Source organism: Bacillus taeanensis (assembly GCF_003318295.1).
In the GTDB taxonomy this organism is placed as follows: Bacteria; Bacillota; Bacilli; order Bacillales; family UBA6769; genus Maribacillus; species Maribacillus taeanensis.
On sequence record NZ_QOCW01000020.1, the window covers coordinates 1 to 25,292 of the forward strand.

21 protein-coding genes and 3 pseudogenes are annotated in these 25,292 nt (G+C 38.1%); 12 read left to right on the plus strand and 12 right to left on the minus strand.

Annotated features, from left to right (window positions below):
* Positions 1-256: 256 nt before the first annotated feature.
* The gene (locus DS031_RS16435; RefSeq protein WP_113807158.1) at positions 257-691 is read right to left on the minus strand and encodes an Rrf2 family transcriptional regulator; all 435 of its coding nucleotides are present in this window, start codon (positions 689-691) and stop codon (positions 257-259) included.
* A 195-nt stretch (positions 692-886) separates the two neighbouring features.
* On the opposite strand from DS031_RS16435, the gene DS031_RS16440 reads away from it, so the two are divergent.
* Positions 887-1,759, plus strand: a complete 873-nt coding sequence (locus tag DS031_RS16440; protein ID WP_113807159.1) for an SDR family oxidoreductase — start codon at positions 887-889, stop codon at positions 1,757-1,759.
* A 362-nt stretch (positions 1,760-2,121) separates the two neighbouring features.
* Here DS031_RS16440 and DS031_RS16445 read toward each other — a convergent pair whose 3' ends face one another.
* The 9 genes from DS031_RS16445 to nikA form a co-directional block, all read right to left on the minus strand.
* A complete protein-coding gene (locus tag DS031_RS16445) occupies positions 2,122-2,850 on the minus strand; it encodes an exonuclease domain-containing protein (protein WP_113807160.1) in 729 nt (242 codons plus the stop codon).
* Positions 2,851-2,853: 3 nt separating this feature from the next.
* Entirely contained in the window at positions 2,854-3,834 is a 981-nt protein-coding gene (locus DS031_RS16450) for a DUF294 nucleotidyltransferase-like domain-containing protein (protein WP_245947483.1), read from the minus strand.
* A gap of 37 nt (positions 3,835-3,871) precedes the next feature.
* A complete protein-coding gene (locus DS031_RS16455; protein ID WP_113807162.1) occupies positions 3,872-5,158 on the minus strand; it encodes an ammonium transporter in 1,287 nt (428 codons plus the stop codon).
* A gap of 413 nt (positions 5,159-5,571) precedes the next feature.
* Positions 5,572-6,876 carry an MATE family efflux transporter gene (locus DS031_RS16460; RefSeq protein ID WP_113807163.1) on the minus strand — a complete coding sequence of 435 codons (1,305 nt, stop codon included), beginning with the start codon at positions 6,874-6,876 and terminating at the stop codon, positions 5,572-5,574.
* An 80-nt stretch (positions 6,877-6,956) separates the two neighbouring features.
* Complete coding sequence (nikE, locus tag DS031_RS16465; RefSeq protein WP_113807164.1) at positions 6,957-7,778, minus strand: nickel import ATP-binding protein NikE; 822 nt, start codon at positions 7,776-7,778, stop codon at positions 6,957-6,959.
* A 32-nt stretch (positions 7,779-7,810) separates the two neighbouring features.
* Positions 7,811-8,638, minus strand: a complete 828-nt coding sequence (gene nikD, locus DS031_RS16470; protein WP_113807165.1) for a nickel import ATP-binding protein NikD — start codon at positions 8,636-8,638, stop codon at positions 7,811-7,813.
* A 15-nt stretch (positions 8,639-8,653) separates the two neighbouring features.
* Complete coding sequence (nikC, locus tag DS031_RS16475) at positions 8,654-9,487, minus strand: nickel ABC transporter permease subunit NikC (protein WP_113807166.1); 834 nt, start codon at positions 9,485-9,487, stop codon at positions 8,654-8,656.
* Positions 9,487-10,428 (minus strand): nickel ABC transporter permease subunit NikB, encoded by a 942-nt coding sequence (nikB, locus tag DS031_RS16480; RefSeq protein ID WP_113807167.1) that lies wholly within the window; start codon positions 10,426-10,428, stop codon positions 9,487-9,489. The genes nikC and nikB overlap by 1 nt, the downstream gene beginning before the upstream one ends.
* A gap of 16 nt (positions 10,429-10,444) precedes the next feature.
* Positions 10,445-12,070: a nickel ABC transporter substrate-binding protein gene (gene nikA / locus DS031_RS16485; RefSeq protein ID WP_113807168.1), complete on the minus strand. Its 1,626-nt coding sequence runs from the start codon at positions 12,068-12,070 to the stop codon at positions 10,445-10,447.
* A gap of 397 nt (positions 12,071-12,467) precedes the next feature.
* On the opposite strand from nikA, the gene DS031_RS16490 reads away from it, so the two are divergent.
* The 5 genes and pseudogenes from DS031_RS16490 to cydS all read left to right on the plus strand — a co-directional run bounded on the left by DS031_RS16490 (position 12,468) and on the right by cydS (position 16,725).
* On the plus strand, positions 12,468-12,827 hold the full coding sequence (locus tag DS031_RS16490) for a sunset domain-containing protein (protein ID WP_113807169.1): 360 nt from the start codon (positions 12,468-12,470) through the stop codon (positions 12,825-12,827).
* Positions 12,828-13,206: 379 nt separating this feature from the next.
* On the plus strand, positions 13,207-15,261 hold the full coding sequence (locus tag DS031_RS16495) for a glycoside hydrolase family 97 protein (RefSeq protein ID WP_220182094.1): 2,055 nt from the start codon (positions 13,207-13,209) through the stop codon (positions 15,259-15,261).
* Positions 15,262-15,584: 323 nt separating this feature from the next.
* Positions 15,585-16,275: pseudogene (locus DS031_RS16500) on the plus strand (cytochrome ubiquinol oxidase subunit I); the annotation flags it as partial.
* Positions 16,248-16,603 (plus strand): annotated as a pseudogene (locus DS031_RS24245) (cytochrome d ubiquinol oxidase subunit II); the annotation flags it as partial. The pseudogenes DS031_RS16500 and DS031_RS24245, both read left to right, overlap by 28 nt.
* A 14-nt stretch (positions 16,604-16,617) precedes the next feature.
* Positions 16,618-16,725, plus strand: a complete 108-nt coding sequence (gene cydS / locus DS031_RS24715) for a cytochrome bd oxidase small subunit CydS family protein (RefSeq protein WP_425451980.1) — start codon at positions 16,618-16,620, stop codon at positions 16,723-16,725.
* 230 nt (positions 16,726-16,955) lie between these two features.
* On the opposite strand, the gene DS031_RS23780 is transcribed toward cydS, so the two are convergent.
* Positions 16,956-17,126 carry a hypothetical protein gene (locus tag DS031_RS23780; RefSeq protein WP_181833196.1) on the minus strand — a complete coding sequence of 57 codons (171 nt, stop codon included), beginning with the start codon at positions 17,124-17,126 and terminating at the stop codon, positions 16,956-16,958.
* A gap of 223 nt (positions 17,127-17,349) precedes the next feature.
* On the opposite strand from DS031_RS23780, the pseudogene DS031_RS16510 reads away from it, so the two are divergent.
* The 5 genes and pseudogenes from DS031_RS16510 (at position 17,350) to DS031_RS24250 (ending at position 21,797) form a co-directional block, all read left to right on the plus strand.
* A pseudogene (locus DS031_RS16510) lies at positions 17,350-19,679 on the plus strand (xanthine dehydrogenase family protein molybdopterin-binding subunit).
* Entirely contained in the window at positions 19,643-20,398 is a 756-nt protein-coding gene (locus DS031_RS16515) for an FAD binding domain-containing protein (RefSeq protein ID WP_113807171.1), read from the plus strand. The pseudogene DS031_RS16510 and the gene DS031_RS16515 overlap by 37 nt, the downstream one beginning before the upstream one ends.
* Positions 20,385-20,858, plus strand: a complete 474-nt coding sequence (locus tag DS031_RS16520; RefSeq protein ID WP_425451981.1) for a (2Fe-2S)-binding protein — start codon at positions 20,385-20,387, stop codon at positions 20,856-20,858. Before DS031_RS16515 ends, DS031_RS16520 begins: the two co-directional genes overlap by 14 nt.
* A gap of 343 nt (positions 20,859-21,201) precedes the next feature.
* The gene (locus DS031_RS16525) at positions 21,202-21,639 is read left to right on the plus strand and encodes an HPr family phosphocarrier protein (RefSeq protein WP_113807172.1); all 438 of its coding nucleotides are present in this window, start codon (positions 21,202-21,204) and stop codon (positions 21,637-21,639) included.
* 29 nt (positions 21,640-21,668) lie between these two features.
* Positions 21,669-21,797 carry a substrate-binding domain-containing protein gene (locus DS031_RS24250; RefSeq protein WP_425451982.1) on the plus strand — a complete coding sequence of 43 codons (129 nt, stop codon included), beginning with the start codon at positions 21,669-21,671 and terminating at the stop codon, positions 21,795-21,797.
* A 237-nt stretch (positions 21,798-22,034) separates the two neighbouring features.
* Here DS031_RS24250 and DS031_RS16535 read toward each other — a convergent pair whose 3' ends face one another.
* Complete coding sequence (locus tag DS031_RS16535) at positions 22,035-22,658, minus strand: TetR/AcrR family transcriptional regulator (protein ID WP_181833197.1); 624 nt, start codon at positions 22,656-22,658, stop codon at positions 22,035-22,037.
* Between the two features lie 166 nt (positions 22,659-22,824).
* Between DS031_RS16535 and DS031_RS16540 the strand changes: the two genes are divergently transcribed.
* Complete coding sequence (locus tag DS031_RS16540) at positions 22,825-25,050, plus strand: MMPL family transporter (protein WP_113807174.1); 2,226 nt, start codon at positions 22,825-22,827, stop codon at positions 25,048-25,050.
* Positions 25,051-25,292 lie beyond the last annotated feature (242 nt).

Below are 25,292 nucleotides of genomic sequence, written 5' to 3' on the forward strand. Positions count from 1 at the left end.
TCCATGATCATTTGTAACTTGTAGTTGTTTCATTTGAACCGCTCCTTTGATTTTGTTTTCTTAGGAGCAGTATTGACGGTTTTGTATACAGTTTAAACGTGATGAAAAATCAAAGTGAACTTATATAGAAAAATTTTGTTAAATAAGTTTTACTTTTTAAAAGTAGATTAACGAACTATTAGATTAGTTTGTAAAAGAAAGGATTTGCATGACGAAAAAGACATTCTTTTTTCAAGATTGTCTTTATCTTCGTTTCTTATTTTAAATTTTCTTTTTCAACAATATCCTTCACAATATCTTCAATCGTTACATTTCCTAGTACCTTTTCCATTGCTAATTGAGCTGCTGCTAATACAGGGTTAATCGAATCTTGTATGTTTCTGCCGACAGGACAATCAGGGTGCGGGTTTTCATGCACATTAAACAATTCTTTTTCCTGAACAACATCAACCGCCTTATAAACGTCAAGCAATGTGATAGAAGAGAGGTCCTTTGCTAGTTTTGCTCCTGCAATACCGGGTTTTACTTCGATTAACCCTGCTTTTTTCAGCATCCCCATAATCTTTCTAATTAAGGTTGGGTTCGTGTTTACACTTCCTGCTAAAAATTCTGATGAGCTTACCCCATCTTTATTTAATTCAATAAGAGCTAATATATGAATACCAACGGAAAATCGGCTGCTGATCGACATATCATTCACCTGCTTTATCTTTGATTACAACGTATTATACCGTAATCTTCGTGAAAAATAAAAAAGCTTTTATTCTATTTGTTGACAAAACAACAAGAAGTATCTATTATTAATACAAGTATTCAAAATAAATACATGTTAAGTGTGGATGTGTGATTAAAAAGATACAAAAAATAGTATTGGAGGAATAGATCAATGAAAATGTTAGTTACAGGAGCTACAGGGAAATTAGGAACGAAAATTGTAGAGACGTTATTAAAAACGGTATCAGCCGATCAGTTGGCTGTTAGTGTTCGTAACCCGGAGAAAGCGAAAGGCTTACAAGATCGTGGGGTAGATGTTCGCCACGGCGATTTTGATTCTCCGGAAACATTGGATGCTGCTTTTGAGGGTATTGACAGGCTTTTAATTATTTCTGCAGATGGTGACAATGAAACGAGAATTCGTCAGCATACAAATGCGGTGGCGGCGGCTGAGCGTGCAGGGGTTCAATTTATTGCATATACGAGTATCGCAAACGCAAAGGAAAGTAACAACTTCCTTGCTCCAACGCATAAGGCAACAGAAGAAGCGATTGAAAAAACAGGTATTCCTTATTCGTTCTTACGCAATAACTGGTATTTGGAGAATGAAATTTCAAGCATTCAAGGTGTTCTGGCAGGAGCGCCTTGGGTAACATCGGCTGAAAACGGCAAAGTAGGCTGGGCTCTGCAGCAGGATTATGCAGAAGCTGCAGCAGTGGTACTATCTGGTAACGACCACGAAAACACAATTTACGAGCTTTCTGGAAAGTTATTAACGCAGAACGAATTTGCAGCTGCACTTGGCTTTGTATTAGGAAAAGAAGTAGCTGTACAGCATGTTGATGATGAAGATTATGCGGACATTATGAAAGGTGCCGGTGTACCAGATTTCTTAATTCCATTTCTTGTTAATATCCAAAAAGACATCCGAGAAGGGACACTGGAAATTGAAAGCAATGACTTTGAGAAACTTCTTGGGCGTCCAGCTGTATCAGTTAGTGAGGGATTAGCTCAAATCGTTAAGAGTATCTCTGAAACAGCATAAGTAAATTTAAATTAAAAACCGACCTTTTTCCATTAGAAAGGTCGGTTTTTTCATATAAGAATCATTTTTTAAAGGGAAAACGAAAGACCATGGGTTCATGTATCGCAAAAAAGAACAAACGATGTCTAAGAAAAACAGCTGATGTAAACAAATCAATATTGCAGTCGGAAATCAAACTAGAAAGGTATGAAGTGAAGTCATCAATGGCAATCATCGAATCGAAAAATCATTTCGTGACAATCTCCCATATACAGGAGAGATTAGCTCAATATTCAATTATTAATAGAATAACTTAGAACAGGGATCCTTCTGTTCTTTTTTGTTCATTTTATTGTTTTGTACCATTTCATTCACCAGGTTATTTACATTTGTGCTACACGTTCATACACTTCACGTAAGTTTGTAAATCCTAATGTTTGAATTTCTTTTACGTAATAGCACCAAAGCTCGGCTGTCATTTTTGCATCTCCTAAAGCATGATGACGATCTTTCACTTCAATTCCGCATTTTGTACAGCAATCTTCTAACTGAAAAGTTTTTAAATCCGGATCAACAACTCTCATTAAAAATGATGTATCAATAATTCGATGATCAAAGTTTGTGCGCATTAAACGCCACGCTGCATGCTGCATAAAAGCTTGTTCATGTTTCGCATGATGGGCAACGAGTGTATGCTCTTTTATAAATTGATAAAAATTTGTAAGCACTTTTGAAAAAGGGGGAGCCGTTCTTAACTCTTCTTCCTTAATTCCAGTTAATGATGCAATATTTGGTGATAGGACTGCGTTTGATTGTACTAACGAATAAAAGGTGTCATCTTCTATTTTCTCACCTGTTACTTTCACTGCCCCAATTGATAAAATAGTATCGCCTTTTTGAGGATAAAACCCTGTTGTTTCAAGGTCAAAGACAACGACCTTCAAATCCTTTAGAGGAAGATCTAAAGGATTTTTCACTTTAATTTCTTTTTGCAGCTGCCTTAACAGCGAAATATGATGTGGATTGGAGGGATCTTGAATGGATGTATACATACTTGAAGTTACCTTATCAGACAGCTGCTTTATAAATTGAATCATTTGATTCATAAGCATTTGTTAACACCCTTTTTCTATTACTCTTTTGGTGTAGTTGTAAAGCTGAATTCCTTTTTTCAAAATCTCTTTCAGCTCTTTTTTATGCTCCTTAGTAAGCGTATTGATCTTAACATAATGAACAGCATCGTAATTATCATGCTTTCCCTGGACGAGCCGAAATTGTAATAACTTCAAAAATTCTTTTCGATAATCTTCACGCGCGGATACACTTATATTACTTTCTGATAACGAATCAAGCCTTGATAAAGTAGAAGTATTTATGATCGTTTCTTTTAAGGCAAGAAGTCTTACTGCATTCACATAAGGAAAAAAAGCTGTTTTTTTAAAATTTATATTACCCGTATGAATGCCGTGTCTTTCAACAAGAAATTGGCCGAACGCCCCAATACCTTTTTTTACGCGCATCGTATTATTTAACATTCTTTTTAATAAGTGTGGTGATTTCTCTATTTGAAGGTAAATGTATTGTTTTAATTCCTTAATATATTCATCACTGCCAACTAATCCTCGTGCATCAATAAAAATCAATAAGTACCGAATAGATTCCCAGCTTTCTTGTTTCATCCATTTTTCAAGCTGTATTTTCCAACTTTCGAATGACTGGCACCATAATGGATTTGATGCCATCACATTGCCGTCACAAAATTCATATCCAACATGATAAAGTCCATTTGAAATTTCTTTTCCGAGCTTAAGAAAGTAGTCCTTTGCTTCATCGCTATTGCTTTCATAGACAATGCCATGATCTTGGTCACTCCACAGTGCTTGTTCAAACCGACCTGCGCTGCCGACTAGGAAGAAAGAAAAAGAAGAGGGAGGAGGACCCCACTCTTTTTTCAGCTTCTGCAACGCGATTTGAACGACTTTATCCATGAAGCGATCATGAAGTTTATTAAGTGTAAAATGATCGTTTGCAGCAGCATTTATTGTTTGTTTTCTCAGCTTTCGTAAATGTTCATAATGCTTAAAAGTATCTCCCACATTAACAGTCTCCCTTATCATTAAACCGGTTAGCTATTCACTTGTATTTTGGGTTTTCATCTCCGTGTCGTTTTGACTGCTCCCTTTGTTGTAACAATTCTGGGTACCCATAGCTGCCGTGCTCGCTTAAATCAAGACCAATAATTTCTTCTTCTTCTGATACGCGCAGGCCATTTAAAACTTTCTTCATCATGAATAGAAGTACAAACGCTACAACAAATGAATAAACACCACATGCAGCGATTCCCATTGCCTGCACACCTAGTTGAGTGAAGCCGCCGCCGTAGAATAAGCCCGGTCGACCAACTGTTGCAAGCTCCGGCGTCGCAAAGAACCCTGTTGATAAGGTTCCCCAAACGCCTGCTGTTCCGTGAACAGATAACGCAAAGATTGGGTCATCAATTTTACGTTTTTCAAAAAAGCCCATACTGTAAAAGACGATAATTCCTGCAACAAACCCAATGACAACAGCAGCCCACGTGTTTACAAATGCACAAGAAGCGGTAATCGCAACTAAACCTGCTAAGGCACCATTCAGCATTGTTGGAACATCCGCATTTCCTGTTACCATCCATACTGCTAACAATGAGGCTACTGCTCCAGCACCTGCAGCTAAGTTTGTATTAAGTGCGACAAATCCGAAGAAGCCATCGTTAACTGATAGCGTACTGCCCGCATTAAATCCGAACCATCCTACCCATAACACAAGGACACCTAATGCAGTAAATACTTGGTTATGTCCTGCAATATTGTTTGGAGAACCATCTTCATTGTACTTACCAATACGAGGTTTTAAAAGAATCGTTGCTGCAAAAGCTCCCATCGCCCCTGTTAAGTGAACAACTGTTGAACCTGCAAAATCTTGTTTGCCATGATCACCTAACCAGCCGCCGCCCCAAATCCAATGGGCAATAACAGGATAAATCAAGATCGAGAATAAGACCGCAAAAATAATATAAGCGGATAATTTAGCGCGTTCTGCGAATCCGCCAAATGCAATGGTTAAGGAAATACCTGCAAACGCAAGCTGAAATAAGAAGAAAACTGCTCCAGAAAGGCCTAACCCTTCAATGTCATAACCTGAATAGAAAAAATCCGTTAATCCAAAAAAGGCATTTCCCTCACCAAAGATTAACCCATATCCGACTGCCCAGAAGACTAATGAGGAAATGCCGAACGTGAAGATTGTTTTACCAGCAATATGGCCGGCATTTTTCATTCGCGTTGATCCGGCTTCAAGTAGAATGAAGCCACCTAACATTAATATAACAAGAGCAGCTGCCAGCATTACCCAAATACTATTCATTAAGAATAAGGGATCCATCATAACTTCTCCTTTCACTTTTCCAGAACAACAATCAGAAACCTTCTCGGATTATGTAAAATGATTTGATCACTGATGTATGTTATGTTTTTGCACGATATGAATATATAACGGCGATTATGTACTATTATCTTGCGTATTTTACTTCTTGAATTATTCATAAATTACTTTCCTCTATAAATTAAAATTTCCAACTATAAATAGCAGTATTTTTTTGAAATAAGACTGCTATTAGCGTGATTTTACATCTTTACATGTAAAAGAGAAGTGATTTTTATTCGTTTTATGTTCACGAAACAAAAAGAGTTACATTTATACTTATACAAAAAAGCGAGCCGCTTCTCTATGAAGCGGCTCGCTTTCTGAATTAAATCCTTCATAAAATACAAATGATATGTTTGGTGATAATCTTTTTAAGCTTGTAACAGTTTTTTGTTTAATCTAGGAGTATATATGACTAGGAATCCAGATCGTCCAAGCGTGTAGACGATAAAGGCAAACCATAGACCATGATTATGCCAGATAGGGGTTATGGTAATTTGTATAATGATATAGACAATCATTGCGTAAATCATGGAGTTTCGAACTGGGGCAATTTCAGTTGCGCCTGTAAAAACACCGTAAATCACAAGACCAAAACAAGCAGCAAACGGATAGGCGATGAGCCATGCTCCATACTTCGTTGAAAGTTCAATAACACTTGGTAGATCTGTAAAAATTCCAATAATTTGTTTTTGAAATAATCCGTATACACAAGCGACGATAAAAGCTGTGATCACCGACCACTGCCGTGATAAAGTAAGCGTCTTTTTATATAATTTTTCATCATTTGAGCCTATCGCTTTACCAACGAGAATACTGGAGGCGTTCGCGAATCCGCCAAATAAATAAGCCATGATGTAATGAATTTGAAATAATACGGCATTTGCAGCTAGAAATTCTGTACCAAATGAAGCCCCTTTTGCGGTAAACATATTAATAACGACTAATAAACTAATTGTTCGAATAAACAAATCTTTATTAACATGAAACATCTTTTTCATAGATTGTGTATCGATTAGTGCTTGAATAGATGGCAGTTTCCATTGAAACGGTGATACTTTTACAATAAGAAGCAACCCTAATACGAACGCTGTTAGTTCAGCAATCAAAGTGGCTGCTGCAACCCCTTTTACGGCAAAAGAAAAAACATGAACAAAAAGAACAGCTAATATCATGTTCAACACATTCATAAACACTTGTAAGTATAGCGATTCTTTAATTTTAGCCATCCCCATTAACCAGCCAAGAATTACATAGTTCATCAATGTAAATGGTGCTCCCCATATCCGAATTCGAAAATATTCAACTGCAAACTTACTAACATCAGATTCAGGTGCAATTAATGTGAGAGCAGCATATTCAATTGGCCATTGTAAGAGAATGAAACATATGCCTACAATGAAAGCTAATAAAAAAGGGCGGGATAAAGCAAATATACTTTGCGTTGGGTCACTTGCTCCGCTAGCTTGTGCGGCAAAAGCAGATGTGCTGACCCGTAAAAAACCGAAGACCCAATACAAAGTGTTAAAAATAAGAGCGCCAACTGCCACGCCTCCAATGTAAGCAGGATCGGGAAGCTGTCCGACAACAGCTGTATCTACAGCGCCTAATAAGGGCGTTGTCAAGGTAGAGATCGTTAACGGGATTGCTAAAGCAAGATAAGCGCGGTGATTCATCTGATTCGTCTCCTTCTATAATAATAGACCCGATTATTTGAATAAAATCGGGGCTTTCGAATGAACGTAACTATTTTTTATTAAGGAGTGCTTACCTTTGTTCGAATCGAACGAAAACGCGGGTGCTCGGCAAGTATGGAACCTCTCAATTCTTTTACTACAGGATGCTCTGAATTGAAAAACTGATCCTTTGACTCATAAAGCTCCACTAATTTACCTTTTTCTAGTACACCTAACGTATCGCTGATGGTATAGGCAGCTTTAATATCATGTGTGATAAAAAGATAGGAGAGCCCGAAGTCTTCTTTAAGCTCTTTTAGTAATTGTAAAATAAGCGTTTGCGTTACCATATCTAAACTGCTGACAGATTCGTCTAAGACGATCAGCTTTGGTTTTAGTGAAATGGCTCTTGCAATATTGATTCTCTGCAGTTGGCCACCGCTAAATTGATGCGGATATTTTTTTAAGTCCTTTTCACTCAGTCCAACTCTTTCCAACAATTCAATAATCGTTCGTTTTTGTTCAGAGGCTGTTAGCTTTTCATAGTTTTCCAGCGGCTCTGCAATAATCTGTTCGGTTGTCATCCGAGGATTGACCGATGAGTAGGAATCCTGAAAGACAGCTTGAAGATCACGGCGGATTTTTTGGCGGGTATGCTTATCAGCTGTATAAATATTATGCCCTTGAAAGAGAATTTGTCCATATTGTGGGCGTGCCAACCCGAGAATCACTTTTCCTAACGTACTTTTACCAGCTCCGCTCGTACCGAGAAGCCCTAAGCACGTTCCTTCCTCAATAGAAAGGGAAATATCAGAAAGTACTTTTTTAGAACGGTCTTTCCATTTGAAAAGTTTTTGCGAGTCATAGCTATGAGTTACTTCTTTTACTTGTAATAAACTCATTTATTCACTCCTCATAAAATGTCTATCTTAAGTCAAGCCAGATGGGTAAAAGATTGATTTACATGTAAGAGCGGGCGTGCATGTAACAGTTTCTTTGTATACTCATGCTTTGGTTCATCAAATAATTGAAACACATCTGCTTTTTCTACGATTCTGCCATTCTGCATAACAGCTACTTCATCTGCCATTTCAGAAATCACACCAAGATCATGGGAGATTAATAAAATCGCTGAACCATATTGCGAGCGAACTTTATCTAAGTGGCGCAGCACCTGCTTTTGGTTCTTTACATCGAGTGCGGTTGTTGGTTCATCAGCAATAATAACAGCAGGGTGTAAGCATGCTGCAATAGCGATCATCACCCTTTGGAGCATACCGCCGCTCAATTGAAAAGGATAGGATTTTAAAAGTTCTTTCGGGTTTGGCAGGTTTACATCATGCATCGCCTCAACGGCAAGCTCTGCTGCTTGTTTTTTATTATAGTGCGTATGTGAGCGAATCGTTTCAATAAATTGATGCCCAATCGTAAACACAGGTGTAAAAGCATTCATTGGATTTTGCATAATAAAAGCGATATCCTTGCCGCGGATTGTGCGCATTTCTTTCTCTTCTAAACCGTTCAACTCACGTCCTTGCACTGTAATACTGCCTTTAATAGTCGTTGTCTTCCGGTCAAGGAGCTGAAGAATGGACATACTTGTAACGGTTTTACCACAGCCGCTTTCCCCAACGAGACCAAGTATTTTCCCGCGCTGTAGTTCAAAATTTATATTATGAACAAGAGGGGCAGCACCATTGTTTGTTTTTACCTGTACATGTAAATCTTTAACTTGTAACACAGTTGATTGTTCTGTTCCCAATATTCTCATTCCTTTTTAAAAACGGCGTTTAACACCGTAACGTTCTGATAACGCTTCGCCTAATAAATTGAAGACAACAATAACAAGCATAATGATCAAACCTGGATAAAGCATTAATTCTGGATTTGTTCGAATATACGATTTTCCTTCGTGAATCATTGCTCCCCATTCAGGTGTAGGGGGCTGTACTCCTAATCCAAGAAACGACATAGCGGATATATCCATAATCGCCCAGCCCATTTCTAACGTTCCCATTACAGCAAGAGGAGGGAGCACATTTGGAACAAGATGATTTTTAATAATTTTCCATTGAGAAGAGCCGCTTATTTTTGATGCTGCAATAAAATTTTGTTCTTTCAAGCTAAGTACCATTCCCCGGAACATTCTCGCGTAATAAACCCACTGTACAAGCATTAGCGCTATGACAACTTGTGTAAGTCCGGGTCCGAATATGCCAACCAATCCAAGAATAAGGATAAGGTTTGGAAAGGCCATTATACCATCGCAAAATCTCATTAAAATATGATCAAACCAACCGCCTTTATAACCTGAAATCGTTCCAACAATTAAACCAATCACTAAGGATGAGATAAAAATAAGCATCGCAAAGCCTAATGAAATGCGTGCCCCATATAAAAGGCGCGATAAGTTACATCTTCCTAAGTGGTCAGTTCCTAATGGATACTCTAAAGATGGAGGATGTAGTTTATAAGCCAAGTTGACAGCAATCGGATCATTCGGTGCAATCCAAGGAGCAAATATAGCGATTATAAAAAGAATCCCTAATATGACCGAACAAATCGGAATTACTTTTTGGCTTCTGAATGTCATACGTATACTTGTGATCATCATTGGTGCCCTTCTTTCCTGGAAATACGCGGATCAATATACATTTGAATGATGTCAACAATTAAGCTGCTGAAAATAAAGAGGGCCGCCCCTATTAGCACATAGCATTGGATAACAGGGATATCGCGATTGAAAATAGCTTCAATAAAATAACGACCAAACCCAGGCCAAGAAAAAACTGCTTCAACGATAATCGTTCCAGTTAGTAGTTTTCCAAGGTTCATTCCAAGTCCAGTAATCATTGGAGAAATGGCAATTCGTAATACATGCTTTGCCATAATCGTTTTTTCTTTAATTCCTCTTGTTCGGGCAAAAAGTACATAAGGCTCCTGTAAGTTTTCAAGAACACTCGCACGTAACAATCGTGTATAAATCGCAATTAAGGGAAGAGCAAGCGTCACAGAAGGCAAAACGAGATGCTGCCAAGTTCCTATTCCTTCTACTGGAAAAAGGTCTAGTTTAACGGAAAAGAAAAAAATTAATAAGTAACCAAGCCAAAAAGAGGGGATAGAGGCCCCGAAAAAGGAGAGTAAGCGGCTAAAATGATCAACAGCACTGTTTTTCTTTACTCCTGAAAGAAATCCAAGCGGAACACTAATGAGTACCGCTAATAATAAACTTCCCAGAGCCAGCTGAATGGTTGCTGGTATTCGATATGTAACCTCGTCCCAAACTGGCTTATTAGAAACATAAGATATGCCAAAATCAAATTGGCATATCTTAATAATAGAGTTTACATATTGAATGAAGAAAGGTTGATCTAAGCCAAACTCCTGTCTTTTCTGAGCTAAAATCTCATCAGTTGGTTGAATATGGGCTGCTGTTAAATAAGCTTCAGCCGGATCGATTGGTGAAAGGTGAATCATTCCAGTCGTAAGAAGTGCGGCTAAAAGAAAAACGGGAATAATAGACAGTATTCGCTTCAATATATAAGTGCTCATGAAATCCTCCTGCTATTTACTGCTCAATGCTAATTCCTGTGAATGGATGTTCGTCGCGATTAGCAGGGAAAGTAAAATTAGTAACATCTTTTTGATAAATCGCTACTTTTTTAATATAAGAAATAGGAACAATTGCTCCTTGGTCTTGTATTGATTTCAAAATAGATGAGTAAAGCTGTTGACGTTCTTTTTCATCGGTCGTTTGAGGGACCTCTTTCATTTGTTGGATTAACTCATCTTTATTTGGATATGCCGAAATGGCTTCATTAAATCCAAATCCTTCTGATGCAACGATGTTTAAGAAAGTATGCGGATCATAAGGCGCGCCATAGTTACTAAAGAAGTTAATGTCAAAGTCATTGTCTTTAAATCTTTGAATTTGATCCGTTAATTCGACGCCAACAATGTTTAATTTAACCCCAATGGCTGCCCACTCAGATTGAAGGGTTTCTGCCATTGCTTTTTGAATTAATTCTTCTGCATTATACATCAGCTCGACTTCAAGCGGCTGCCCATCTTTTTCACGAACTGTTTTCCCTTCAGAAAGCGTCCAGCCTGCCTCATCTAATAACGATTTCGCTTTTTCTACATCATATTGGATTGGCGTAACATCAATCTCTGAAGTGTAAGGGAAGTTAGTAGGTAAAATATAATCTGCTTTTTCTTCGAGCCCAGAAGTGATCCCTTCAACCATCGCTTCTTTATTAAATCCATAATGTAATGCTTGACGAACGCGTTCATCGGAAAGCTGTTCTTTCGTCGTATTGATAACAAGCTGTCTTGCTGCAACTGGTTCAGAAATACTCGTTTCATAGTTACCAGTCGTTTCTAATTGTTTGAAAGCATCTAAATTGATCACACCTTCTCCATAAATAAGGTCCAGCTCACCTTTTTCAAAGGCAAGTACCCTTGTTTCTGCATCAGGAATGATTTTTATTTTGATTTTTTCTACTTTTGGAAGCTCACCCCAATAATTTTCGTTTCGCTTGTAGATCGCATATTCATCCGCTTTATGCTCCTCTAAGATCCATGGACCTGTACCAATCGGTTCGACAACACCTTTTGAAGTATCACCATCTTCCGGGAATCCAGCTTCACCTAGAAAACGTACTGGGCGAACGACCGCTAACTCTTGAATCGTTGGATAATACGGTTCAGTTAATGTTAGTTTAAAAGTATTTTCGTCAATTACTTCTGTTTGATCAATTTTCGAAATGAAACCTAACCAACTATGTAATTCAGCATTATTTAAAATCGTATCAAAATTCTTTTTCACAATTTCAGCATTAAAGTTTGCTCCATCAGAAAATTTTACATCTTGACGAAGGTGAAACGTGTATACTTTTCCATCCTCTGAAATGTCCCAAGATTCAGCTAGATGTGGTTTAAGTTCGCCGCCATTTTGATAGCTTACTAATGGTTCATACACCATAGATTGAGCAATTAATTGCGATGGGTTATAAACGTGTGGATTCATTTCGCCTACATCTCTCGGCCAAGAAATTGTAAGCATGTTGTCATTCTCGTTATTTGACACTGAAGCATTCTCGCTGGCATTTGTGCAGCCAAGTAATACTGTTGATAAAACGAAAATAAGTGCAGTGATTAGTAAAATGCTTCGGCTATTTTTGTTAATAAACATAGTATTGTTTCCTCCAATATGATGTTGATAATCATTTTCAATTGTATGTGATGGACATTACCTTGTCAATACCATGATTAATGGAATAAAGAGACTTGTCATATTCCAAATCCGAGTTTATACATAAAGTGAGGACAAACTATTGTGTAAGCGGAGAAAAGTAATATGTAAAAAATTAACTAAATATTTATGAAATTTTGAAAAACAAAGGGGTTTGCTGTTGTGGCGCGAATTAATAAAAATAAACGGTGAATGTAGATAAGGATGTATTTTTTCTTTTGATCGATTCATCTCTTTTGTTGGGATCAATAACCATGTTTTTACTTCTAAAATGCTGCTGATATAGCAAGATGTATAGATTGCATACTCAATTCCAGCATGAAAGGAAGGATGCTGTATGCTAGGTGGGAAGAAAAACAGGAAATTTGGGTGCTGTGGGTGTGGTTGTTTTATATTCCTTCTTATTACGATGATTTTGATCGGCGGTTTTATGAGCTTTTTCGTTGAAGAGAATGAACAAGAAAAAGAGGGGTCTTACATAGGAGAAACGGAAGTACAAGAAGAGAATCAAGACAATGACCAATCATCATCTGAGGATACGATTCCCTGCTTAGGAATTAAAGGCAATTATTCGAGCTCTGGAGAGAAAATATATCATATGCCATCAGGAGATTTTTATCATAAAACGGATCCAGAAGCATGGTTTTGTACAGAAGAAGAAGCGGAAGCTGCAGGTTATCGAAAATCAAAGCAGTAGTCAATCATATTACTATATTCAATGCCGCAGCATTTCATCGAAATGCTGCGGTCTTTTCTTTTATATATAATGACAAAAGAAAGATACGCCCGTTAACAAAAAAAGTGAAACTAATGAAAACCTTATCTCCCTTTTGTTTATGATAAACTACAATTGAACTTGTTAGTATTCTACTGTAGGAAAGGGGTTTTATTTGAGTAAGCAGTAGTCTTTAGTGAATGATAGTATGAGACGATCCTGATAGGAATTGGCCAAATGAGTATTTTAAAATGATGAGGAGAAAAACATGGTTAATAAAAAGAGAGTTATACTGATACTACTTTTAGCACTAGTTTTAGTACTGCCTATTTTAGTAACAAAAAATGTACCAGGAAGTTTTTTGGAGAGCTCAGGGGAAAATGAGCCAGAAACAAAGGTATCAATAGGTTCACCTAATGGTAAGGTTAATTTGAATTTTCATCTTTCTGATGATGGTACACCCCATTATCAGCTTTCTTATAATGGGGTGACTCTTATTAAACCTTCATCTTTAGGATTTCAGTTTAAAGATCAAAAACCATTAAATGGGGATTTTGAGATCGTAAAAACTTCTACTGAAAGTTTTAATAATACTTGGGAGCCTGTATGGGGAGAGAAGGACAAAATCAAAAATCATTATGAACAAGTAACAATTTATTTAAAAGAGAAAGAGCCTCCGAATAGAAAGATGAATTTAGTATTTAGGGTTTATGATGATGGGGTAGGCTTCAGATATATTCTACCTAAACAGGGAAGTTTAGGTAATAACATTGAGATTATATCTGAAGATACTGAATTTCAATTTGCTAATAATCATACTTCTTGGTGGATTCCTAATGATTGGGATAGCTATGAATATAACTACAAGGAAACCCCTTTAAGTGAAGTAAAAGAGGTTAGTACTCCGTTTACAATGAAAACACCACAGGGAATACATCTTACTGTGCATGAGGCAGCTTTAATCGATTATGCTGGTATGGCCTTAAAATCAGTAGAAGGAGAAGAAGAGTATACGTTAATAAGTACCTTAGCGCCATGGCCAAATAGTAATGTAAAAGTAAAGAAAGATTCTTTCCCAATAAAAACGCCATGGAGAACTATTCAAGTTGGAGAAGATGCTGGAGATCTAGTAGAATCTGATATGATTTTAAATCTAAATGAACCAAATGCTTTAGAGGACACGTCATGGATTAAGCCAATGAAATACGTAGGTATTTGGTGGGAAATGCATATTGGTAAATCAACATGGGGATCAGGACCAAAGCATGGTGCAACAACAGAAAATGCAAAACAATACATTGACTTTGCCTATGAATATCTTGATAGTGAAAATCAAAATATTGGTCTCTTAGTTGAAGGTTGGAATGAAGGTTGGGATGGGGATTGGACTCAAAATGGAGATGTATTTAACTTTACTAAATCTTACCCTGACTTTAATTTAAAAGAAGTTGTTGAGTATGCAGCCCAACATGGTGTAGAGTATATTGCTCATAATGAAACGAGCGGAGATATCCAAAATTATGAGGATCAGATGGATAAGGCATATGATCTCTATCAGAAATTAGGTATTAACGCCATTAAGAGTGGTTATGTGGCTGACAATGGAATGAAAGATCCGGCAGGCCAACATCATCATGGTCAATATATGGTTAATCATTATTTAGAAGCTGTAAAGAAAGCGGCTGAACATGAGATCATGATTAATACTCACGAACCAATTAAAGCTACTGGAATTTATCGTACATATCCTAACTGGATGAGTCGTGAAGGAGTTATGGGAATGGAGTATAATGCTTGGAGTAAAGGCAGCCCGCCTGAGCATTTAACGATTCTTCCATTTACTAGAATGATGGCCGGACCTATCGATTATAACCCTGGTATATTCGATGTTCAAATTGCTAATAAGCCAAATAATCGCGTTCATACTACTCGCGCACAACAATTAGCTCTATATGTGACAATTACTAGCGGAACACAGATGGTTACTGATTTACCATCAAATTATAAGGATGAAGATGGTAATATATTACCTGAATTTAAATTTATTAAAGATGTGCCAGTAACATGGGATGATATTATGGTTCCAAATGCTGAAATTGGTGATTATGTTACGGTTGTTCGTCGTAGTGGTAAAGAATGGTATATTGGAAGTACAACAGATGAACATGCTAGAAATTTAGACATAGAACTTAGTTTCTTAGATAACGATCAGAAATATGTGGCTGAAATTTATTCAGATGATCCTGGAGCTGATTGGGAGACGAACCCTAATTCAGTTTCGATAGACACAGTTATTGTTGATGCTAAGGATACTATAGTAGCTTCTCTTGCAGCCGGTGGAGGACAAGCAGTTAGAATTTATCCGGCATCTGAAGAAGAGATCGCAACGCTTCCGAATTACACAATTTCCGAATGATTAAGCTGTCGCCTATAAGAATAGAATAAAGGATAAAGGGAGTCGAACAGGGCGTGTCTTTTGGTACGCTAACTGTTCGATTTTTTGATTTGTGAAGTATTATATTTCTTATATTACGTTCCTTCTTAATTAGTTTTAAACAAACAGAGATCTAAATGTCTAATAATATTCCTTATGGATAAACTGACAGTTAGGAGTTGTATGAGTATGTATAAAAAACATGAGAAAAAATTAATAGGGCTCTCTTTTGGAGTGGCATCGATTATGCTCATCTCCATACTGAGTAGGCTTTTGAGTTAATAAATAAAAGGAGAGGAATTGATTTGGGTACTGGGGATTCATTATTTTACAGCCGGATTCTGACAGAGCTTACTCTTTCGTTCCATATTATTTACGCTACACTCGGAGTCGGGATACCGCTCATGATTATGATCGCTCAATGGGTCGGGATCAAGAAAAATGATGAACATTACATACTGTTAGCCAGACGCTGGACTCGCGGTTTTGTCATCAGCGTTGCTGTTGGTGTTGTAACGGGAAAGGTATCGGTCTTCAGCTTTCATTGTTATGGCCGCACTTTATGGAGCTTGCCGGAAATGTCATCGTACTTCCGCTTTTTATGGAAACCTTTGCGTTCTTTTTTGAAGCAATTTTCTTAGGTATCTACTTATATACGTGGGATCGATTTGATAATCCGCGGAAACACTTGTTGTTATTGGTTCCAGTAGCGATTGGAGCGTCTTTTTCTGCTGTTTTTATTTCAATCGTCAATGCATTTATGAATGCACCACAGGGCTTCGATATTATAAACGGACAACTTGCCAATGTGAATCCACTAGTCGCTATGTTCAATCCAGCGATGCCGATAAAAGTGGCTCATGTTGTTGCCACAGCCTTTATGACTGCTGCCTTTGTCTTGCATCGATTGCAGCTTTCCGATTATTAAGAGGCTCGAACCATATCTATCATAAAAAAGCACTCTTTCTAACAATGAAGAGCACTTTAATCGAATCTTGGATTTATGGTGGATGTTTAGTTTATCTTTCCTTTTATTTATAGGTACAGTATGGCTCGTTTGGAAGCGTATAAAATACGGTTTAGCATTTTGGTTATTAATTGGACAATTTATATTCGCTTTTTTGGATACGGTATTTCTCATTATCCATTCTTGCTTTATCCGCACTTAACTCTTTATGACAGCTTTACAAATGAAGCAATGGCAATTTCTCTTATTGTTGTTTTTATAGCAGGGTTAGGCTTATTACTTCCTTCGCTATATCTTTTGTTGAGGTTGTTTCTTTTTAATAGCGAATATGTTGAAGGCAATTCAAAAAGGAAGTAAGAGGAGGTTTAGATATGCATGAATTTTTAATATTCGTCGCCCCTTTTATCCTACTAATTATATCGATCATTTTTGCATTTTTGGTAGCTTCTAGAGACGAGTCGGTTAGGAAAGACGAATGACTGATCTTGAACTCCCCGCTTCTTAATATTCTTCGGGATGTTTGAAGCGGAGGATTTTTGAAAAAAGAGGCAGGAAGGTACGTGCTTTATAGCCCGTACCTTCTTATTAGTTTTAATCATTTTCCTTTTACTCAAATTTTTCTGGGAGTGAAAAAATAAAAAAGCTGCCATAGCAGCAGGGTTCGAAGTATAAAGAGTCAGCCAACTAAAAGCAGTTGTCTTTTTTATCTTTATTGATAGGAATCTTTCTTCTTTACAGCTTCGCGCGTTAAGTGTGCATTAGTTAAGCCTTGATCGCTAAATGAATTATCGCTATTTAAACGATCTTCAAATGATGCTCGATTCATATCATTATTTGCTGTGCCTGAAGTTCTTTCACGTTTGTTGTTTTCTTGTGTCATGAGTCGTTCCTCCTTTTACGTTAGTTTCCTTTATTATCTTCTGTCTGCAATCTTCCTATTCATTCCCTTGACTGGCACCTATTAAGAACTTATAAAGCAAAAACCGATCTAACCAAAGTTTTTATGAAAAAATTTAAGGTTTTGTCATACATATAATAAGACAAATTCTGTTTAAGTTCGCTTTATATAAAGCAGCAGGTTTTGATGTGAGGGAGGGGAAAAGTTGAATATAATTGGCAGAAGTATTCCTCGAAAAGAAGCGTTTGATAAAGTGGCAGGGGTCGCGAAATATACAAATGATTACCAATCACCTCGTATGCTTCACGCGAAAATGGTCATAAGTCCTTATGGGCATGCTCTTATTAAAAAAATAGATACTTCAAAGGCTTGGAAAGTTCCTGGAGTCAGAGCAATTCTAGCCGGAGAGCATTTTCCGCTTACTGGAGGAAATATCCGTGATCATCCGCCAATTGCTGTGGAAAAAGTGCGTTATCATGGGGAACCTGTTGCTGTTGTTGTTGCTGATACGCCAGTTCTTGCAAAAAGAGCCGCAGACCTCATTCAAGTTACATATGAACCCTTTCCAGTAGTAAATTCCCCAACTCAAGCGCTGCAAGATGAGGCCCCGCTTATCCATCCTAATTTAGGAAACTATCATAAGGAAGAAGGGGTCTATCCAGAAAAGGGTACAAATATTGCACACCGCACAAAAATCCGTAAAGGAAGTGTATAGAAGAGGGTTTTAAGGAAAGTGATGTAGTTGTTGAATCATCTTTCTCTTTTTCTCCATCTGATCATTCGGCAATGGAAACAAGATGTGCGACCTGTGAAATTCATCCGGATGGCTATATTGAAATCATGGCTTCATCTCGGGCGCCTTTTATGATTAAGGAATTGATTGGCACTTATTTTGATGTGGATGTTGGCACAGTGATTGTCAACACACCGTTAGTTGGCGGGGGATATGGAGGAAAATCTTCTGTACAATTAGAGTTTCTCGTATATCTAGCTTCAAAAGCAGTAGAAGGAAGGCCGGTGAAACTTCTAAATACAAGAGAAGAAGATTTAATTACTTCACCGTGTCATATTGGACTTGATGCTAAAGTGAAACTCGGCTGTACACAAGATGGAAAGCTAAAAGCTGCGGAAATGCTGTATTTAATTGACGGCGGTGCTTATGCAGATAAAGCACCTGACCTCAGTCGGGCTGCAGCTGTTGACTGCACAGGTCCATATCATATTGAAAACATCTGGTGTGATTCCCTTTCGATGTATACGAACCACCCATATGCATCTCCTTATCGTGGTTTTAGCCATTCAGAGGTATTGTTTGCTTTTGAGAGAACAATGGATCTGCTTGCAAAAAAGCTTAAGATGGATCCTCTCGAATTGTGAATGAAAAATGCCATTTTACCTGGCCATACAACACCGACTAAAGTACTTCTTAATGCAAGCACTATTGGAGATCTACCAGCATGTATTAAAAAATTAAAAGAAATGATGAATTGGGAAGAAGGAGAAAGAGTCGAAGTAAGTTCTACTAAAATACGGGTAAAAGGGATTAACTGTGTTTGGAAAACTTCTACAATTGATCCTGATGCTAGTTCAGGCGTTATTTTAACCTTTAATTCTGACGGCAGTATTAATTTATTGTCTGGTGTTGTAGAAATCGGTACAGGAACGAAAACAGTGCTTGCACAAATGCTTGCTGAAAAGCTGAAAATGGATATTGATCACATCCATGTGAGAATGAAGGTGGATACACAAACAACGCCAGAGCATTGGAAAACCGTTGCAAGCAGAGGGACATTTATGGCAGGAAGAGCTTTAATGGAAGCTGCTGATGATGTGATTAAACAATTAAAAGAAATTGCTTCCTGTGTATTAAGGTGTTCCCCAGAGGATTTAGAAGTTGGCTATGGGAAGGTTTTTCTAAGAGATGACCCGAGCATTAGTGTGGCCATAAAAGACGTGGCGTACGGTTATAAATATCCAAATGGAAATGCGATTGGCGGACAGATTATCGGCAGAGGAAACTATATTTTACGTCATATGACAAAGCTTGACCGAGAAACAGGTGCAGGAAAAACAGGACCAGAATGGACAGTAGGGGCTCAAGGAGTAGAGGTTGAATTTAATCCCAAAGACTATACGTACAGAATTATAAACGCTTTTTCCGTGATTGATATTGGCAGGGTGTTAAATGATAAAGCGGCGAAAGGACAGGTAATGGGAGCGATGAGTATGGGACTTGGATTTGCCGGACGGGAAACCTTTCAATTTGATCAATGGGGAAGAGTCTTGAACCCACAGCTCCGCACCTACCGACCGCTTCGCTATGGGGAGCATCCGAACTATTTCGCTGCTTTTGTTGAAACTCCTCAAATTGATGCTGCATATGGAGCGCGCGGTGTTGGCGAGCATGGATTACTTGGCATGCCGGCCGCTTTGGCGAACAGCTTATCAATTGCGGCTGAAGTAGACCTCTACCATCTACCGCTTATTCCTGAGCTCATATGGAGGATGAAGGAGGCACTGAAATTATTACACTAGGACGGCTAAATCTTGTTTATACAAGGGCTGTGATTGATATAAAAGGCATTCCAGAATGTTCAGTCCTAACGATTAGAGAAAATCGCTTGGTGATAGGGTCCGCATTGTCGCTAACTAAAATTGAGGAGGAGAATCTATTTCCGCTGTTAAGTAAAACTGCGAGTGAGGTAGCTGATCATACAGCACGAAATAAGGTTACGTTAGGCGGAAATATTTGCGGTCAAATTTTTTATCGAGAAGCTGTTCTGCCGCTTCTACTGTCTGATAGCAGAGTAGTTATTGCGGGTGAAAAAGGAATCAGGGAGCTTCCTATTAATCTTGTATTTAATAAACAGCTCCAGTTAGAAAAAGGGGAATTTCTCGTTCAAATTCTAACAGACAAAAGTTATCTTGAAGTCCCCTATGTTAGCATTAAAAAACGCCAGCAGTGGGATACAGGTTATCCGCTTGTTACGGTCGCATCTATAAAAAAAGAAGATAAAATGAGAGTGGCTTTCAGCGGTGTTTGTCCATTTCCATTTCGTTCTCAAAAAATAGAGGAAGTGTTAAATGAAAAACAGCTGCCATATGAAGAAAGAGTGCAGCTCGTTTTTCGTTATTTACCTCAGCCAATTCTGAATGATACAGAAGGGTCTTCAGACTATCGGTTATTTGTATTAAAAAATACACTGCTTCATGTGCTGAGAGCATTGGAAGGAGAAGAAAATGGACGCTTCTGAAATGAGTAAGGTAACGGTTTTCTTACATGTTAATGGAGAGAAAAGAGCGGTGATGATCAGAGCGGCAGATACACTGTTAGAGGTTTTGCGAGAACAGTTAAGGTTAACAGGTGCGAAACCAGGATGTTTAAATGGAGACTGCGGCGCTTGTACAGTTGATGTTGACGGCACGCCAATGAAGTCTTGTCTGATGCTCGCGGTGGAAGCCGACGACAGCACGATCACAACCATTGAAGGACTTAAGGATACGCCGATTCAAAAAGCTTTTGTAGAAAAATTTGCTTTCCAATGCGGCTACTGCACACCAGGCTTTATTATGAATTGTCATGCATTAACGAAACGTTACCCGAATGCAAAGGATGAGACGATAACAGGATGGTTAGAATCAAATATTTGCAGATGCACGAGCTACCAAGAAATTGAAGAGACTGTTAAGTCAGTTTTAGAAGGTGGCTCGTAATATAATACACCTTAAATAATCACAAATACTATCATTGTTAGCAGCCTGTTTCTTCTAAGAAGAGATAGGCTGTCAAAGTCTTACCATCTCAAGAATAATGTTAGAAAAACTTACAATATAAAATTGTTGAAGTGATGATTTAAAAATTCTTCGTTAGGTTTCTTTACATAAAATAACTAAAAGATAAAATATCTGGTAATCTATTATATAACAGATATAATTTTTTCAATATCAGCTAAGGTGGAAACGGTTTCGATGTATGTTGAGTAGATCGATAGAAGGAGTCAGATGTTTAAGTCGTGCAGTTGGAAAGTGAAAAACAAATTTTAAGGAGGAAAATGTAGTGAAAAAAGAATATTATTTGATCGTCCCTAATTCCTTTACCGTTTGCCAAGCCTTTGATGTTGTAAAAATTGCCAATACTTTTAAAAGCAGGGTGATGTTTTATAAAGATGAGGTTTCTGCTGATGGAAAGGATATTTCATCAATGGTCCTGCTGTTTCTAACGTTAAAGAAGGATGATTCGCTTTTACTAGTAGTAGAAGGTCCAGATAGTGATCGATTATGGGCTAGGCTAACGGAATATATGATGTATGCTTCAAAGAATGAAAATGAGTTAGACTGTTGGCAGCAGGAAGCACTTGACCAATTAGCAAAAGAACTTAAAGAGATGAAAACAGCATGTGTTTCTGACTTACGAATTATGGCTAAATCTTACCTAAAAATCACCAAAGAAGCGTTATATAGCATGCATAAAGAAGATTCTGTTATATATCAATGAAAAATAAAATGAGAAAACAATCAAAATAAATGCTATATCAAACAATCTCAATTGGTATCCCTAAATCTGTTCCTGCTGGAAAATATGCAAAAGAAATGCTTGAGAATATAGGAGTATGGGATGAGGTTGAAAGCAAGGTTGTGTTTGGTATGAGGTGATTTAGTTCAAGTAGAGCATGTAAGTCATACAGAAAACGCTCTGGTCTGTGAAGTGACCGAGCGTTTTTCTTACTGATGCTAATATCTTTTTAAAATTTGTGTGAATGTGATTGTTATTTTATGTACGATTGACAATCCTCTCTCAGAGCTGAATCCGTTAGTCTTAGTAAAAACTATTCTTAAAAGGAGGAATCGTCCACGCTGGGTAATACAAACCTTGATGATGGTAACCTAAGGCTAATAGGCAGCAAGTCCATTCCAGAAAAAGTCGATAATCTTCTCAGCTGTTTCTTCAATCGATGAGAAGATGGCGGTTTGATCCGGATTACGATAATTGCCTACCTTTAATAAGGAAATATAGCTGTGGGCCGCAAACTTTGGATTGACTTTAGGAATTTCTCCGGTTTCAATCGCATTATGAAATGCTTTTTCGAGTACGTCAAACATTTTTTCCTCAGCCTCTTGTATTTGTTGGAACTGTTTTTTTGTTAAAGAGTTTTTCGTTTCTCTTAAAAATCCGTCTAAGTCAAGATCAAAGGTTGCTTTCAAATGTGCTTCTGCCACTTTATGAAGTCGAATTCGTAAAGGCTCATTTTCTACTAACATCGCCTCCATATATTTGCGGATACGGAGCATCATCTGCACCATTGCCTCAGTAAACAATGACGCTTTGCTTTCAAAATAATAATAGACCGTTGCCTTAGTAACGTTACATTCTTTTGCGACATCGTCAATGGATACATCTTGAAACCCATTTTTTAAAAACAAGGCCGTTGCTGTTTGGAGAATGATAACATTCGTTGGCTGTTTTTGTTCACTAGAGCGAGGTCTTCCTAGTGACTTTTTCCTTTTTGCATTCAAATCCGTTCTCTCCTTACCATTCATTGTCTTTCATTATAGCATAAACACATTATTAGTTGATAATTAACTAACCAGTATATATAATTTATATGGAAGTTAAGGAAGCGTATATCAACGGGGGAAGTAAGTGTCTAAAGCTGAAAAGTACATAACAAAGGAGAATCGTATGAATACATTCTTAAACAAAATGGGAAAAGTTGCGGCAGGATCAAAAAGCAGATGGATGACAGTGATTGTTTGGGTTCTAATTGTAGGTTTACTGTCTTCGGTATGGCCCCAGGTAAATGATGAAGAAACGAATTCAAATCAATTACTCCCGGAAACGGCAATGTCGGTGGAGGCATCGAAAATTTCCGATGAGCAGTTTCCAGATGAAACAGGATTGCCGTTACTAGTTGTCTGGTATCGCGCGGGTGGGTTAAATGAACAGGATTTTCAGTCTGTTCAAGCTCTCTACCGTGAACTAAAAGAAGAGCCTCTCGAGAGACAATCAATGGTTCCGGACTTTGGAAATATGCCGCCGCAGGCTTTGATGCAGGCTGCATCCGAGGACGGGGCTGCATTAACAACTCCGATTTTTTACGATGCCGAAGCTTCGGTTGATGAACTGCAGGAGTCACTAACATCTTTAAAAGACAAAATTACAAGCATCACGGAGCAAAATCCATTTACAGAAGAGATCTCAGCAGAAGGATTGCATGTCCGCTTTACAGGTCCAGTAGGGATTCAGACTGATGCAACCGAACTATTTAGTCAAGCAGATGTAACATTGCTTCTTGCAACTGTAGTACTTGTGCTGGTGCTGCTGATCGTGCTGTATCGTTCTGTTATTTTAGCGCTTGTTCCGCTAATCGGAGTCGGTTTTGCTTATGGCTTGATTAGTCCGCTGTTAGGTTTTATGGCAAGCAAAGGATGGATTGTTGTTGATGCACAAGCGATTTCAATTATGACCGTGCTTTTATTCGGGGCTGGAACAGATTATTGCTTATTTCTCATTTCAAGATATCGAGATGAACTGCAGCTTGAACCGAATAAATACAAAGCCCTTCAGCTCGCGCTTGCAAATTCTGGTGGAGCGATCATGATGAGTGCCATAACGACCGCGTTAGGATTATTCACTTTAGCACTCGCTCAATATGCTTCCTATGATCGCTTTGCTGTGCCGTTTAGTGCGGCAATCATTATTATGGGGATTGCAGTATTAACGCTGTTACCTGCCATTCTTGCGCTGCTGGGTCGAACTGCCTTTTTTCCATTCATTCCAAGAACGGAAAGTATGATAAAGGAACTCGAACAAAAACGAGGAAAGCCTGTCCGTAAGTTAAAAAATCGCAGTCGTTTCAGCAAAGCAGCAGGTTGCTTAGTAACGGAGAGGCCGTGGCAAATTATTGTCGTTACGATGGTCTTTTTAGTTGGACTCGCTGCCTTTGTTACGAAAATCGAGTATACGTATGGTGTGTTTGAATCATTTCCTGAAGAGATGCCGTCCCGAGAAGGTCATGCCATTATTGCCGAGCATTATCCTGTTGGGGAAATTGCGCCCGTTCAACTAATCGTTAATTCAGAAGGTAACGGTTCTAAGATTAAGGAAGAAATCGAAGCTCTTCCTTATATCGAACAAGTTAGTGAACCGAAAGCGGGACAGCATGAGCCAAATATAAAAGAATACAGCATCGTTTTATCGATCGATCCTTATGCTTCTGAAGCCATTTCTAAAATTCCGGAGTTAAAGGAAGCTGCAGCTGATGCACTTGGAAATGAAGGTTTGGCACAATCAAACGAACAAGTTTGGTTAGGCGGAGAAACGGCAACATTGTACGACACAGAGAAGATTACGAGCAGTGATCAGAACAAGATTATTCCTGTCGTACTTGTGATCATTGCAGTTCTGCTGGTAATCTATTTGCGTTCGATTCCGGCAATGATTTACCTGCTTGTGACTGTTGTTCTCTCATTTTTATCAGCGCTTGGATTAGGCTGGCTTGTGATTCATTACGGAATGGGAGCAGATGCCATGCAGGGCTTAATCCCGCTTTATGCATTTGTATTTTTAGTCGCGCTGGGGGGAGATTACAACATTTTCATGATCTCAAGCATCTGGAAGAACTTCAAAAAGATGCCGTTAAAAAAGGCAATTGCAGAAGGAGTGGAAGAAACGAGCAGTGTTATTACTTCCGCTGGTCTCATTTTAGCAGGAACGTTTTCTGTTTTAGCTGTTCTGCCGCTTCAAGTATTGGTCCAATTTGGCACGGTAACGGCAATTGGCGTACTGCTCGATACGTTTATTGTAAGACCGCTCCTCGTTCCGGCGATTACAACTGTACTTGGGAAATATTCTTTTTGGCCGGGCGAGCTTTGGAAAAAGGAAGATTTAGAAAAGCAAGAAGGATAATTTTTTACAGCCTATTCTTGTAAAAAAAAGTTAGCGTATGAAAAGAAAAGCGTAAAACGCATTGCGTTTTACGCTTTTCTAATTCATATGTGGACATTTAAGTTCAGCTTCTAATAACTATAGCTTCCTGATGCAGCCGAAACGATCATAACAAAGGCTGGCCAAAAAGGTGATTATAAATTTAATTCTTCAATCCGTTTCGAATTAAGCAAGAATAATGTGAATGAAAAGAAGGACCCTAA